The organism is Streptomyces sp. NBC_01224, from assembly GCF_036002945.1.
Lineage (GTDB): Bacteria > Actinomycetota > Actinomycetes > Streptomycetales > Streptomycetaceae > Streptomyces.
The window spans coordinates 2,734,850-2,747,617 of sequence record NZ_CP108529.1; the positions used below are offsets into that span (position 1 = coordinate 2,734,850).

14 protein-coding genes are annotated in these 12,768 nt (G+C 68.2%); 5 read left to right on the forward strand and 9 right to left on the reverse strand.

The annotated features are described in order from the left end of the window. Positions 1-172: 172 nt before the first annotated feature. Both OG609_RS11625 and OG609_RS11630 read right to left on the reverse strand, forming a co-directional pair. Complete coding sequence (locus tag OG609_RS11625; RefSeq protein ID WP_327272738.1) at positions 173-1,045, reverse strand: MBL fold metallo-hydrolase; 873 nt, start codon at positions 1,043-1,045, stop codon at positions 173-175. A 118-nt stretch (positions 1,046-1,163) separates the two neighbouring features. Continuing rightward, a complete protein-coding gene (locus tag OG609_RS11630) occupies positions 1,164-1,607 on the reverse strand; it encodes an ATP-binding protein (RefSeq protein ID WP_327272739.1) in 444 nt (147 codons plus the stop codon). A gap of 111 nt (positions 1,608-1,718) precedes the next feature. Between OG609_RS11630 and OG609_RS11635 the strand changes: the two genes are divergently transcribed. The 4 genes from OG609_RS11635 (at position 1,719) to OG609_RS11650 (ending at position 4,361) form a co-directional block, all read left to right on the forward strand. Then, positions 1,719-2,540 (forward strand): helix-turn-helix domain-containing protein, encoded by an 822-nt coding sequence (locus OG609_RS11635; protein ID WP_327272740.1) that lies wholly within the window; start codon positions 1,719-1,721, stop codon positions 2,538-2,540. Beyond that, positions 2,537-2,806 carry a DUF397 domain-containing protein gene (locus tag OG609_RS11640; RefSeq protein WP_327272741.1) on the forward strand — a complete coding sequence of 90 codons (270 nt, stop codon included), beginning with the start codon at positions 2,537-2,539 and terminating at the stop codon, positions 2,804-2,806. Before OG609_RS11635 ends, OG609_RS11640 begins: the two co-directional genes overlap by 4 nt. A 468-nt stretch (positions 2,807-3,274) precedes the next feature. Further along, positions 3,275-3,796, forward strand: coding sequence for a hypothetical protein (locus OG609_RS11645; RefSeq protein WP_327272742.1), 522 nt, complete (start codon positions 3,275-3,277; stop codon positions 3,794-3,796). 277 nt (positions 3,797-4,073) lie between these two features. After that, a complete protein-coding gene (locus OG609_RS11650; RefSeq protein WP_327272743.1) occupies positions 4,074-4,361 on the forward strand; it encodes a DUF1905 domain-containing protein in 288 nt (95 codons plus the stop codon). A 125-nt stretch (positions 4,362-4,486) separates the two neighbouring features. Here OG609_RS11650 and OG609_RS11655 read toward each other — a convergent pair whose 3' ends face one another. The 4 genes from OG609_RS11655 to OG609_RS11670 all read right to left on the reverse strand — a co-directional run bounded on the left by OG609_RS11655 (position 4,487) and on the right by OG609_RS11670 (position 7,012). Then, the gene (locus OG609_RS11655) at positions 4,487-4,732 is read right to left on the reverse strand and encodes a hypothetical protein (RefSeq protein ID WP_327272744.1); all 246 of its coding nucleotides are present in this window, start codon (positions 4,730-4,732) and stop codon (positions 4,487-4,489) included. Continuing rightward, positions 4,729-5,682: a hypothetical protein gene (locus tag OG609_RS11660; protein ID WP_327272745.1), complete on the reverse strand. Its 954-nt coding sequence runs from the start codon at positions 5,680-5,682 to the stop codon at positions 4,729-4,731. Before OG609_RS11660 ends, OG609_RS11655 begins: the two co-directional genes overlap by 4 nt. 72 nt (positions 5,683-5,754) lie before the next feature. Beyond that, a complete protein-coding gene (locus tag OG609_RS11665; RefSeq protein ID WP_327272746.1) occupies positions 5,755-6,231 on the reverse strand; it encodes a hypothetical protein in 477 nt (158 codons plus the stop codon). Between the two features lie 256 nt (positions 6,232-6,487). After that, entirely contained in the window at positions 6,488-7,012 is a 525-nt protein-coding gene (locus OG609_RS11670) for a hypothetical protein (protein ID WP_327272747.1), read from the reverse strand. A gap of 229 nt (positions 7,013-7,241) precedes the next feature. Between OG609_RS11670 and OG609_RS11675 the strand changes: the two genes are divergently transcribed. Then, positions 7,242-7,871, forward strand: coding sequence for a YceI family protein (locus OG609_RS11675; protein ID WP_327272748.1), 630 nt, complete (start codon positions 7,242-7,244; stop codon positions 7,869-7,871). Between the two features lie 155 nt (positions 7,872-8,026). Here OG609_RS11675 and OG609_RS11680 read toward each other — a convergent pair whose 3' ends face one another. The 3 genes from OG609_RS11680 to OG609_RS11690 all read right to left on the reverse strand — a co-directional run bounded on the left by OG609_RS11680 (position 8,027) and on the right by OG609_RS11690 (position 12,664). Further along, entirely contained in the window at positions 8,027-9,079 is a 1,053-nt protein-coding gene (locus OG609_RS11680) for an NAD(P)/FAD-dependent oxidoreductase (RefSeq protein ID WP_442818070.1), read from the reverse strand. A gap of 373 nt (positions 9,080-9,452) precedes the next feature. Continuing rightward, complete coding sequence (locus tag OG609_RS11685) at positions 9,453-9,899, reverse strand: DUF7144 family membrane protein (protein ID WP_382897467.1); 447 nt, start codon at positions 9,897-9,899, stop codon at positions 9,453-9,455. Between the two features lie 86 nt (positions 9,900-9,985). Beyond that, complete coding sequence (locus OG609_RS11690; RefSeq protein WP_327272749.1) at positions 9,986-12,664, reverse strand: SpoIIE family protein phosphatase; 2,679 nt, start codon at positions 12,662-12,664, stop codon at positions 9,986-9,988. Positions 12,665-12,768 lie beyond the last annotated feature (104 nt).

Below are 12,768 nucleotides of genomic sequence, written 5' to 3' on the forward strand. Positions count from 1 at the left end.
TGGAAAAGTTCCCCGAAGCCGGCCCTCCGATCCGGAGGCCCCGTACATGCTGATGGCCGCGGAGAAGCCGGTCGTCATGGCGATGGGCTGACCACGGTTTCGTCTCACCGGCCGAGCGCCTGCCGGACGGCGTGGAGCCGGTCCGGCAGGCGTCACCGGCGGTCGTGGAACGTCACCAGCGGAGGGCGGTGAAGTCGATCGGCCGGGGCCGCAGCAGCGCCGTGCGTTCCGCCAGTGCGTGCAGCCGCCGGGACATCTCGCCGGCATCCAGAAGGTGCCGGTCGCCGTGGCCGGGCAGCACCCACTCGAACCGCAGGTGCCCCGCCGTCCTCGCCAGGGAGGCGGCCAACTCCTCGATGGAGTACCAGGTCACGCTCTCCGCGACTTCGAGATCACCGGTCGTACGCGACCAGTAGAAGCTGTCGCCGCTGAAGCAGTACCGGTCGTCCGCGAGATAGAGCACGCTGCCCCGGGTGTGGCCGGGCAGCGGATGGGCGGTGACACCCTCGCCGATCTCCACCGGGTCGAGCCCCCGGATCACCTGGTCCGCGTCCGGCGCCGCGTCGAGGTCCCCTTCGTGGATCCACATCCGGGCGCCGAAGTGGTCGGCGTAACGGCGCCCGTGCGCGACGTGGTCGCGATGGGTGAGCAGCACATCGGTGACGGGCCCCGTCGTCGCCACGTACCGCTCGGCCAGTTCGGTGCTCCAGCGCGGGGTGTCGATCATCATGACCGTGCCGGACGGGCGCCGCAGCAGATAGGAGTTGGCGCCGGCGGTCTGCCGGGAGTTGTGCCCGCAGACCAGTACGCCGTCGTCCAGCGCCATCGGGAACGGGTCCAGCGCGGGGTCCGGCTGTCCGGACGCGGGCCGGATCGAGCGGGTGTGGCAGGCGAAGACGGCGGCGTGTAAGCGCCGGTTCTCCGCCTCGTCGCCCGGTTGCCGCAGGATCCGTGACGCCCCTTCCTCCTCTCCGATCAGCTCGGGCGCGAACTGTCGGGCCACGTCGCAATTGGTGCAGCGGTCGTCCACGTACCAGTCAGCCATGGCAGGGCTCCTTCCACTTCCACGGGATACGACCCCGTCGAGGGCCGCCGTTCCAGGGATAGCCCACGCGCGACCGGAACCGGTAGACCCTGCCGATCTTGTATCTCGGCCCCCGGGTCTATCTCGTCGACATGCCGCGACCCACCCCCGCCGACGCATCGAACTCGCACCACACCACCTTGCCGGGGTTCCGCTCCCCCACCCCCCACTTGTCGGCGAGCGCCGCCACCAGCAGCAGCCCCCGTCCGCCCTCCGCGTCGGGCACCGCGCCCTCATCGGCGAGGCGCACCTCCCCGTCGCCGCTGTCGTGGACCTCGACCCGCAGGACCCCGTCGGCCGGCTCCAGGTAGAGGTGGGTACGGAAACCGCGTCCGGGCGGGACGCCGTGCAGGAGGGCATTGGTGACGAGTTCGCTCACGCAGAGCAACACGTCGTCGGCACGGGCATCGCACGCCCAATCGATAAGGGCCTGGCGCACGAACTGTCGTACGAGCGGGACGGACCGGCGTTCCCTGCGGTGGAACGCCTCGCGGAAGTAGGGGAGTTGAGTTGATTCGTTCACGCAGCCAACGTCACACAAAGTCACTATCGTTGATCAGCGCGTCGGGTCGTACAACGCACTTGTACGGGGCCTGACGGGTCATCCGGGTTTCGCGACGGGGAGAGGCACTTCATGCACTCGGCGAAGAAGAACAAGCGGATCACGTCCTGGCACCTGATCGGCGCCCAGCTGGCGACGTTCCGCAAGGCGGCCCGGATGACGCAGGCGGCGCTGGCCGATCAGTTCTGCGTGGGCGAGGACACGATCGCGTCGATCGAGCAGGGGCGCAGGGCGCTGCAGTGGGACTTCGCGGTCCAACTGGATGAACTGCTGGACACGAAGGGGGCGTTGCAGGTCGCGGTGTCGAAGGTGCCGCAGAAGGAGCGGTTTCCTGCGTTCGTACAGGACTACGTGGAGTACGAACAGGAGGCAGTGACGCTGCTCTGGTACGAGAACCAGGTCGTGCCCGGGCTCCTCCAGACGGAGGAGTACATCCGGTTCGTCTTCTCCTGCCTCTACCCGCCCCTCGAAGAGGACGAGCGGGAGGAGTGGGTGACGGGTCGACTCGACCGGCAGAAGCTCCTCGAACGCAAACCTCGGCCGATGCTGCACTTCGTGCTGGAGGAGAGCATTCTGCGCGGCCGGCTCGGGGACCCCACCGTGCTCCAGGAGCAGATCCGGCATCTGCGCCGGTGCATGGAACTCCCTTTCCTGGGGCTCCAGATCATGCCGACGAAGCTCCCGAAGCATGCCGGACTCGCGGGGCCCATGGTGCTGCTGGAGACTCCCGACCACGACCATCTCGCCTACGTCGACAGCCAGCTGACGGGCTATCTCTACGATGATCCAGATGACGTCAGCGTGCTCCAGCAGAAATATGGGATGCTGCGTTCGCAGGCACTCTCCGTCGAGAAGACCGCACGCCTACTGGACGAACTGCTTGGAGAAACATGACCCGCGCAGCACACCCGGCTCCCCGTACCACCGCCCTCGCCTGGTTCAAGTCCAGCTACAGCAACGACCAGGGCGGCGCCTGCCTCGAAGTCGCCTACGACTGGCGCAAGTCCAGCTACAGCAGCGATCAGGGCGGCGACTGCGTCGAGGTGGCCACCCACCCCACCGCCGTCCACATCCGCGACTCCAAGGTCACCGACGGCCCCGTCCTCACCGTTCCGCCCGCCGCCTGGGCCGCCTTCCTCAGCCTCGGCTTCACGGCCTGAGGGTCGACACCACCGGGATTCGGCCCCCACGTGCGCCGGACCGTTGGGCCTGATCGCCGGCTCGGCGACCTTCGACGAGTCGCAGCTTCCGGTTGTCGTGTCATCGCGAGCCCACTGATCTCCGATACGACCGCACCGATCACCGCGTCCAGCACCGCATCCGCGCGCTCCGCATGCCCGCCCGCCTGAATGCGCCCATCCTGGCCATCCCGGCCGGCGGCGGCCTGTATCAGCAAGGCGAGGTCCATGCCGGCCTGCACCGACGGGCATCGGCACCACGATCGCGCGTCGAAGCCCGATCGAGCCTGCGAGGTCCGGCTGATCCGTTGAGGTTGCCGCGCCTCCTCCGTGCTCGCCGGCCGGACGAACGCTCCCGGACGACGTCGGCAGACTACTTCCCGGAGCAGGCCGCAAACCGACAGGTTTCGGTCATGCGGTCGACGGTTGCCTCGTCAGAGGGTTCGCCCCGTGTCCCGCGGCTTGTGTGCCGAGGCCCGCGGCTATGGTCTGCCCTTCGACTACAGGGAGTGCGTCATGCGCAAGTTTTGGCTGTCCGTGGCCGCGGTTGCTGCCGCTGCCGGGCTACTCACGGCGTGTTCGGGTGCAAAGGACTCCACCGACTCCGCGAAAGAGGGCGCCCCGACAGCGGGGACGGGGAGAGCCTGGAGCGAGGAGGCCTCGGCGGCGAACCCGTCGAGGGACGTCAAGATCGTGAAGTCAGGGTTCGAGGGCCATCGGGCCCGGGGCCATCGCGCGTACGTTGTGCACTACACGATCAGGAACGGCGGGAGCGGGGCGGCGAGTTACTTCGCGCAGTTCGAGTTCCTGGACAAGGACGGGGATGTTCTCGGGAACACCGGGGTGACGGCCGACAGGCTGGGCCCCGGGAAGACGACGACGGGGAGCTCGGCGCCACGGGACGCGGAGATCGAAGACGGCACCGTCAAAGACATTGCGTCCGTGCGCGTCACGCACGTCGAGCGCACGTGACGCGCGTACCGGTCACTTCCGCACATCGTCCAGCAAGGTATCCGAGGCGCCCGGCACGTCGATCACGCCGTTGCGCGGCATGATTCCCTCCGATGCCGCGACCGGCACCGCCTTCGTGAAGGACAGGGACGGCTTCGAGATGTGACACCTCGGGCCCTGCCGGGTCTCCGGCGTCGACCGCAGGTTGGATGCACGACGGTCACCACGCAACGGGGCCAAGGCGGGCCCGCATGTACGCTGCCCGGCATTCGGCTCCCTCGATGGATGGATCGACCTCGTGCACGTTGTGTTCACCGGCCGCGTCATCGAGTGGCGGGGGCCTTCACCGTTCTGCTTCGCCGCCGTGCCCGACGACCAGGCCGCCGACATCTGCGAGGTGGCTGCGCTGGCCACGTACGGCTGGGGCGCGCTCCCCCTGGACGCGCGCATCGGCGAGACCGCTTTCACCACGTCGCTCTTCCCCAAGGACGGCAGCTACCTGCTGCGGCTCAAGAACGCGGTCCGCAAGCCGCAGGGACTCTCGGCAGGTGACGAGGTGACCGTGACCACGACCGTCCGCGTGTAGCTGTCGCGTGATGTGGGTGTCGGCAGGATCGCGACCGGCCGCATCGCCCGAACCGCTTGGCAGGCCGGCTCATTTCTGCATCCGGACGGTGCCCGCGACCCGGCCGCTGTGCCCGAGCCCTCTCCTCAGCGCTCCCGCGTGTACGTCACGATCCACGCAATGGCGAGAACAACTCCGAGAACCCCCACGCCGAAGATACCGAAGGCCGTCCAGATCCCCTTTCCGTCCACCACGGAGCGCACCCCGCCGGCGAGCCCGCCGACGGCCATGCAGATGCCGAGGACGAACGCCCGTGAACTCCGGGGGCGCAGCCAGTGCCACAAGTTCGGACGGCGGCGACCAGGCGGCGGCGGGCCTGCGGAGTGCTTCACCGGTACCTCACCTTTCCTGGTTCTGCAGGGGCTTCCACATGGGTGTCACCGGGTTCCTTCTTCGACGGCGTGTAGTAGAAGTCGATTCCCGTCGCCACCACGGCGACCGGCGCACCGAATATCTTCCCCCCGAACTTGCCGACCGTGTTGATGAACGTGGGGCGATGGTGTTTCCCCTTTACGTCGCTCAGGATCGATCCCTTCTCAAGATGCTTGCTGGCCTCGCCGGCGGCATAGGCGGGCGTTCCGCCGATGAACCCCTGCACCGCGCCGTTGATGTCTCCGTGCAGGAGTGCCTCACCGCCGCCCATCCAGGATCGGTAACTGAGGAACTCGGCAATGGGCTTGATGGTGCCGCTGCCCCACTTCTTGGGGGGCTCGTACTCCGTCTTGTCCAGCTTTGTTCGTTGTTCTTGCACCATGCCCGTCTTCGCATCCTTCAGCGAGCCGTAGTGCATGCTGCTGAACTCGTGCGGGTCCTTGGTGAGATCCCTCAAACCCCAGGCACAGAGTGCGTCGGCGTCGACCGCACGCTGGAGAATGGCCTCCAGTCGATCGACGAGTGCGTCGACGTCACCCTGGGCCGCGTGGGAGCCCTCCGGGTGCGTGATGACTCCGTCCGGGGCGATTCTGAGGCCGTGCGGCGGATTGTCGTAAATCGTTTCGAGATCGGCCTTGGCTTGCGTCAACTCACCGTAGGCGTCCTTGAGTATGTTGGTGATGCTCTCGGCCTGGGTCACCGCATCGCGGAACTCGGCTGCCGTCCTCGTGACGAACGGCTTGGTGACGGAAGCGTTCTCGCCCTTCCAGGCCGTCCCTTCCGCATAGGAACTCATGTCCCCTGCGTCCTTGGCGAGTTCCTTGAGTTTTTTGACCATGGCAACCCAGTCGTCGATCGCCGAATCGAGTGGCTTGGTCTTCAGGTTGAGAAGCTGCTGGAAAACCAGCACCGGGCACCTCGCCTGGGTGGGGAAAGAAGGGAAGTAAGGAGGAAGGTGGATGAATAGCCGGAGGAGGCCGGATCACATGATGGGACCCTGAGCCTTCGGTATCGAGGGCTTGGTGTCTTCTTCGGGGACGTCGTAGTAATCGGCAATCCTGGACGCGCTGACCTGGGTGGCGACCCATTCGTCGTCCTTTTTCTTCGACGCCTTCGTGAAGTCGAGATGATTGGAAATGTGCGCGCAGGAATCGGCCAGTGTCCCGACCTGCTCGTCCCACACCTTGGATGCGGCGGTCAGCGCCTTGCCCATCTCGAACCCGTCCGATGCCAGGCTCGTACCGGCGGCCTCGGTCGTGGTCCGGGCGTGCGTGCCGTCGGCCTTCAGGTTGTTGTGCAACTGGTAAGCGAAATGGCCGATCTTGCCCAGCTCGTCGTCGTAGATGACGAGGTCCCCGTCGGACGGCGCCGAGCGCGGGTCCGACGTCGGCGCACCGTTCAGCTGCATACGGGCGGCGGCATTCGCCTTGAGGCCGGCCCACTCTTCCTCGAAGGACATGAACCCTCCTGGTGATCGCGATGGCCGGCGCCACTGACGTGCCAAATCCGGTTATTGACCGATCCGGCGGTACGCCGAACCGGTCAGCTCGGGTCAGGGCCTCGGTAGTTGACCATGCTAATCCGTCACACATTCGAATCGACGAGGTGGTGCCCCTCGTCGAGGCCCGGCGCAGCCGACGTGGTGTGAGACAGCGACACGGGGTGTCCCTGTCCGGCGGACAGGGGCACCCCGTGCGGGTCGATGCGTGCAGAAGTCAGCAGCCGCCGCAGTTGTAGTACGTCACATCCCAGTGGTTGCCCTCGTCCGCGTAGACGTTGCCGGAACCCGACTTGTACTGGGGTGCACCGTCGCCACGCAGCCCTATGTAGGTGAAGACGCCGTGGACGTAGTTCGTGAGACAGGTGGACTTGCCGAAGTCGAGCTTGTACCCGTTCCAGTGCGAGTACGTACCACTGGCGTGCCCGGTCTCGGTACCGCCGGTGATGTTCAGCGCGCAGCCCGTGGCGCTCTTGAGGGTCTGGGCGCCCTGAGCGGTGGCCAGGTTGAGCTGGTCGAACGAGGTACAGGTGGCCACGTTGCGGTTGGAGCAGCCGCCGGAGGACGACCAGGTGATTCCGGAGGAGCTGAACCGGGCGGCGGCCTGTGCGTGGGTGAGCTTCGTGTCGGCGTGGGCCTGGGTGGCACCGCTGCCGAGAACGCCGACGCCGGGGGCGAAGAGGACGCCGAGGACGAGGGCGAGGGCGGTCAGGACGGGGCGAAGTGTCATACGGGACACCATGGGGGGACTCCTCCTGCTCATGACAAATAAGGGGCAGGGAGATAGTGCCCGAGTTCTACGCGCGTCCGCCAGAGGGCGAAAGGGGCGGATGGCGACAGGCGAGTCGCCCTTCGCGAACAACCCGCACCCTTGATGTTGAACTTTGAACTAGATGCGGCTAGAGTCAATCTCGTTGAAGGTTAAACAACAACTTCGACCGCCACTCGACCACGTCCCCCGAGGAGGAGCCATGGCTCTGTTCAACCGCAAGAACAACAACGCCCCGTCCGCCACCGCCGTCGCCACCGCCCCCGCCGTGGACCCGGCCCTCGCCGCCCTCACCGGCGACTACACGATCGACCCGGCGCACTCCAGCATCGGATTCACCGTGCGTCACGCCATGGTCACCAACGTGCGCGGCACCTTCGGCGAGCACGAGGGCAGCCTGAAGCTCGACGGTCACAACCCCGCGAACTCCGCCGCCTCGATCGACGTCAAGATCGCCAGCGTCGACACCGGCATCGCCGACCGCGACGGCCACCTGGTCAGCGGCGACTTCTTCGACGCCGAGAAGTTCCCCCTCATGACCTTCCGCTCCACACACGCCGAGCAGCTCGGCGGCGACAAGTACCGCATCACCGGCGACCTCACCATCAAGGACGTCACGCGTCCCCTCGCCATCGACCTGGAGTTCAATGGCTCCGCCACCGACGTCTACGGCAACGAGCGCGTCGGCTTCGAGGGCGGCGCGGACATCCTGCGCTCCGACTGGGGCCTGACCTGGAACGCGGCGCTGGAGACCGGCGGCGTGATGGTCAGCGACAAGGTCAAGCTCAACTTCGACATCTCCGCGATCAAGGCCGCAGCAGCGCAGGCCTGACGCCTCCCGCTGCCTCACGCCTGAACCCGAGCGCGCCCGCCTTCCCCCCTCCCCCGCCTGGGGTCGGAAGGCGGGCGCTCGTCGTCGGGCGGGATGGCGCACCACCGTGATCCGACCGGACCACTCCCTTCGTGCGGCCTCTGCGGACCGGCCGGTCACAACCCGTGTCGTCGCTCCCCGAGCACCCGCTCGCAGACTTCACGCTCCGCCGCCGCCGAGAAGGCCGCGCGGCGACGGGCCGCGACCGCCCGGCGGGTCTCTTCGGCGATCAGATCCGTATTGATCGCCGCGGCGGCCCGCATCCCGGCGTTGGCGGCGCCGATGACCTGCCCCTTCAGGTCGGCGACGTTGCCGGCCACCCAGACGCCGGGGACTTCCGTCGCACCGGTCGGATCGGCGGCGATGTACGTGCCGATCACCTGACCGCCCATCTCCTGCTCGACCGCCGTCAGACCCAGGGTCGCGAGAGCGCCCGCGCGGGCGGTGAAGCGGGGCTGGACCACGACGGCCTCGCACGCGATCACCCGGCCGCCCGCCAGCCGTACCCCGGTGAGCCGGTCGTCCGTCACCTCAAGACCGGCCACTTCCCCGTCGACCACGGCAACGCCACGTGCGGCCAGTTGCTCGTACTCCTCCTCGGTCGGCTCGGGCCCGGCGTGGACGAAGAAGGTGATGTCCGCGCTCCACTGACGCCACAACAGCGCCTGATGCACGGCCAGGGGGCCGGTGGCGAGGATGCCGATCGGGCGGGTTGCGACCTCCCAGCCGTGGCAGAACGGGCAGTGCAGGACCTCGCGCCCCCACCGCTCGACCACGCCCGGCACCGAGGGCAGTTCATCGACGAGGCCGGTGGCCACCAGCAGCCGGCGCGCCACGACAGCAGCCCCGTCCTCCCGTACGACGCGGAACCCCTCGCCGCCGGACAGCCGCTCGACGGCCACCACCGTGCCCTCGACGATCTCACCCCCATAACCGGTCACCTCGTCACGGCCGGCGGCCAGCAGCTCCGAGGGCGGTGTGCCCTCGCGTCCCAGGTAGCTGTGCACGTGCGACGCGGGGGCGTTGCGCGGCCGGCCCGCGTCGACCACCAGCACCGATCGACGCGCCCTGGCCAGCGATACGGCTCCGCTCAGCCCGGCGGCTCCACCGCCGATCACCACCACGTCGTACCGCTGGTCCACGTCGTTCATGTCGTTCGTGTCGCTCATGTCGTTCATGAGAAGCACCTCCGTTCACCGGAGAGCGTCCGCGGTGGAGCACGAAATCGGCAAGCATCCTTGCTGAAGCGGCAAATTCTTGACCTTGTCACCGATTGCGCGGCCGCACTGAACCAGCACGCCCGGATCCTGGGCGGCCTGCAACACCCGCTCGTCACCGGGGACGACAACACCCGCTCGTCACCGGGGACGACCGGACCCTGGAGACGGGACTACGTCAACTGGCACCGACGGACGAGCAGTTGCGGGCAGAACTCTCCGCGGCCGTCAGACCTTGAACCCGCGCCCCGTCCCACTGTTCCGCCCGCCGCCTGGTCGGCATTCCTCGACGGCGCGGTCTCGGCCTGATCAGGGAAGGCGTGGGTCAGGCAGTCCGGTCCGCGTCCGCTTCTCGGTGCATGCCCATGCACAGCGCCCAGATGACGAGGATGTTGACGACGATCACCACCAGGGCCCACAAGGGGTAGAACGGCAGCCACAGGAAGTTGGCGATCGCGCCCAGGCCGGCCACGGCGACACCGAAGAAGCGTGCCCACAGGGCTCCGGCGAATACGGCGCAGCCGGCGAGGAGGAGGGCGATGCCCAGGATGAGGTGGACCCAGCCCCAGCCCGCCAGGCTGAACTCGAACACATAGTGGCGCGTCGCGACGAAAAGGCGGTCTTTCGAGATGGCCGCGATCCCCTCGAAGATCGCCATCGCTCCGCCCAGGATCATCAGGACTGCTGCCAGGACTGTCGTACCGGATGTGGGCGCGTGCGTGGGGCTCGGTTTCGTGCGGCTCGGTCCGGGTCCGGTGGTGTCACTGGCCATTTCGATCTCCTTGGGTGACGTAGCCGTGATCCCCCGTTTCAGCGTGTCACGACGGCTCTCCGACGGCACTCCGGGCGACGTACGCTTCAGTCGTCCTGCGTCCCCGATTCGCCGACCGTCTGCTCCGACCAGATCACCTTGCCCGTCTCGGTGTAGCGGGTGCCCCAGCGTTCGGCGAACTGGGCGACGAGGAACAGACCCCGGCCGCCCTCGTCCGTCGTCGCCGCGTAGCGCAGATGCGGTGAGGTGTTGCTGGTGTCGGACACCTCGCAGATCAGGTTGCGGTCGTACAGCAGGCGGACCTCGATCGGTCCTGTGCCGTAGCGCACCGCGTTGGTGACCAGTTCGCTCAGGATCAGCTCGGTGGTGAACGCCTCCTCGTCCAGGCCACGCTCGCTGAGCCACTGGGCCACGTTCTTGCGGACCCCGGCGACGGCCGCCGGATCGGTGGCCACGGCCCATTGCGCGACCTGGTTCGGATCGAGCGTGCGGGTGCAGGCCACCAGGATGGCGACGTCGTCGGTCGGCGGCCCGGACAGCATCGCGTCGAGCACGTCGTCACAGGTCTCCTCCGGCGTCCGGTCGCGACCGGCGAGAGTGGCGCGCAGCAGCTCCAGGCCGGCGTCGATGTCCCGGTCGCGGCTCTCGAGAAGACCGTCCGTGTAAAGGACCAGACGGCTCCCTTCGGGTACGTGGAACTCGGCCGCCTCGAAGGGCATGCCACCGATGCCGAGGGGCAGACCGACCGGAACCTCGGGAACTTCGACGCTGCCGTCCGGAAGGATCAGCACGGGCCCGGGGTGGCCGGCCCGGGCCACCGAGCAGTTTCCGGAAACCGCGTCGTAGATCGCGTACAGGCAGCCGGCTCCGGCGATCTCGGCGCCGTCACCGGCCGCCTCGTCCTGGTCGATCCGGCTGACCAGTTCGTCGAGATGTCCGAGAAGCTCGTCGGGCGCGAAGTCCAGCGCGGAGAAGTTGTGGATGCTGGTGCGCAGCCGCCCCATGGTGGCGGCGGCGTGCAGCCCGTGTCCGACCACATCACCGACGACCAGTGCGAACCGGGCGCCGGACAGCGGGATCACGTCGAACCAGTCGCCGCCCACCTCGGCCCGCGCCGGCAGATAGCGGTGGGCCACGTCGAGGGCGTTCTGCTCGGGCAGGTCGCGGGGCAGCAGGCTGCGTTGCAGCGTCACGGCCATTTCGTGCTCGCGTGTGTACCTGCGGGCGTTGTCCACACTGACGGCCGCCCGGGCCACCAGTTCCTCGGCGAAGGACTGGTCGTCTTCGTCGAACGGGTCGGCATTGCCCGCGCGCCAGAAGTTGGCCAGGCCCAGGATGACGCCACGTGCGTGCAGCGGTACGGACAGCACCGAGTGGAATCCGTAGTCCAGGATCTTCGAGGCCCGCTCGGGGTCCCAGTACCGCCATCCCAGCTGCGCGATCACCTCCGGCCCCAGCCCGACCTCGTCGATGTTCACGCGCATGGCCCGGGTCCTGGAGGGAACGAATCCGACCAGTCGGCCGATCGAGTACAGGGGCTGGTCCGGGTCCGTGGCGGCGATGGCGGTACGGCGCATGTCCAGCGGGGCACTGTCCGGCGTGGTCGGTTCATCCCCGGGAAGCGCGAGATCGGCGAGGTCGACGCTCGTGGCGTCGGCGAATCCGGGAGTCGCCACATCCGCCAGCTCCTGGGCCGTCCGGCTTACGTCGAGGGTGGTGCCGATCCGGGCACCGGCCTCGTAGAGGAGCAGCAGGCGTTCATGGACGTTTTCCGCCTTCCCTGCGACCTTGCGGAGCTCGGTGGTGTCCCGCAGGGTCGCCACGGTGGCGGGCGGCCCGCCACCCGCGCCCGCCGGCCGGAGGTTGACGGCCAGCAGCCGGTTGCGGACGCGCAGCACCTCGTCCGTGACGGTACGGCCGGAGGCGAGCAGTTCCACGGTCTCCGGGTCCAGTCCGAGGTCCGTCAACGCGCGGCCCTCGGCATCCGGGGGAAGGGCGAGCAGTCTGCGGGCCTCGTCGTTGACCAGCGTCAGCCGGTGGTCGGCCCCGACGATGAGGACGGCCTCACGGACCGCGTGCAGCACCGCGTCGTGGTGCTCGTACATCCGGGTCATCTCTGCCGGTCCGAGCCCGTGTGTCTGACGGCTCAGCCGTCTGCTCAAGAGCAGCGCGCCGCCCGCGGTGACCGAGAAGGCGGCCACCCCGACGGCAATGCTGAACGGGATGGACCGGGCAGCCACACTGTTCACCGACCTGTCGGTGAGCCCGACGGACACCACGCCGGCGACCGAACCGTCGAGCCGCTTGACGGGCACCACCGAGTTGATCGACGGCCCTTGGCTGCCGGAGAAGCTCCTGGTGAAGCCGTGGCCGGCCAGTGCCTCTTTGTACGGGCCGATGATGTGTTTACCGATCAGCGCGGGGTCGGGGTGGGTGTAACGGATGCCCTGGGGGCTGGCGACGACGACGGTATCGACATGTGTCTGCCGGCGGACCTGCTCCGCGCGTGGCTGCAGGATGGCGGTGGGGTTCTTGCTGTCCAGCGCCGGTACGATCCCGGGCGAGTGGGCGAATGTCTCGGCCACGCTGAATGTGCGCAGCCGGGCCTCCTGCAGGCTGTCGCTGCGGCCCTGCAGCACCAGCGCGATCCCGCCGCCTGCGATGAGCAGGAGTACGAGCCCGAGCACGAAGCAGAAGACCTGGCCGGCCACGGTGCGCAGACTGAACAGGGCCAGCAGTTCGCGGCCCGGGGAGCGGTGGGTCATGTCCCGACCGGGCGGCGCGGGGGTGGCTTGCCCCGAGCGCCCCCCATCGTGCCGATGTGGTCGCCGGACGGAGCGTCGCAACCTCGCCCGGAATCGGCCGATAC

What these genes read in the sequence shown, in the direction of transcription:
- OG609_RS11680 (WP_442818070.1), bottom strand. Translation starts at nt 9,079, where the DNA reads ATGAGCGACACGAACGACATGAACGACGTGGACCAGCGGTACGACGTG.
- OG609_RS11665 (WP_327272746.1), bottom strand. Translation starts at nt 6,231, where the DNA reads ATGTCCTTCGAGGAAGAGTGGGCCGGCCTCAAGGCGAATGCCGCCGCC.
- OG609_RS11685 (WP_382897467.1), bottom strand. Translation starts at nt 9,899, where the DNA reads ATGGCCAGTGACACCACCGGACCCGGACCGAGCCGCACGAAACCGAGC.
- OG609_RS11675 (WP_327272748.1), top strand. Translation starts at nt 7,242, where the DNA reads ATGGCTCTGTTCAACCGCAAGAACAACAACGCCCCGTCCGCCACCGCC.
- OG609_RS11635 (WP_327272740.1), top strand. Translation starts at nt 1,719, where the DNA reads ATGCACTCGGCGAAGAAGAACAAGCGGATCACGTCCTGGCACCTGATC.
- OG609_RS11640 (WP_327272741.1), top strand. Translation starts at nt 2,537, where the DNA reads ATGACCCGCGCAGCACACCCGGCTCCCCGTACCACCGCCCTCGCCTGG.
- OG609_RS11625 (WP_327272738.1), bottom strand. Translation starts at nt 1,045, where the DNA reads ATGGCTGACTGGTACGTGGACGACCGCTGCACCAATTGCGACGTGGCC.
- OG609_RS11670 (WP_327272747.1), bottom strand. Translation starts at nt 7,012, where the DNA reads ATGGTGTCCCGTATGACACTTCGCCCCGTCCTGACCGCCCTCGCCCTC.
- OG609_RS11690 (WP_327272749.1), bottom strand. Translation starts at nt 12,664, where the DNA reads ATGACCCACCGCTCCCCGGGCCGCGAACTGCTGGCCCTGTTCAGTCTG.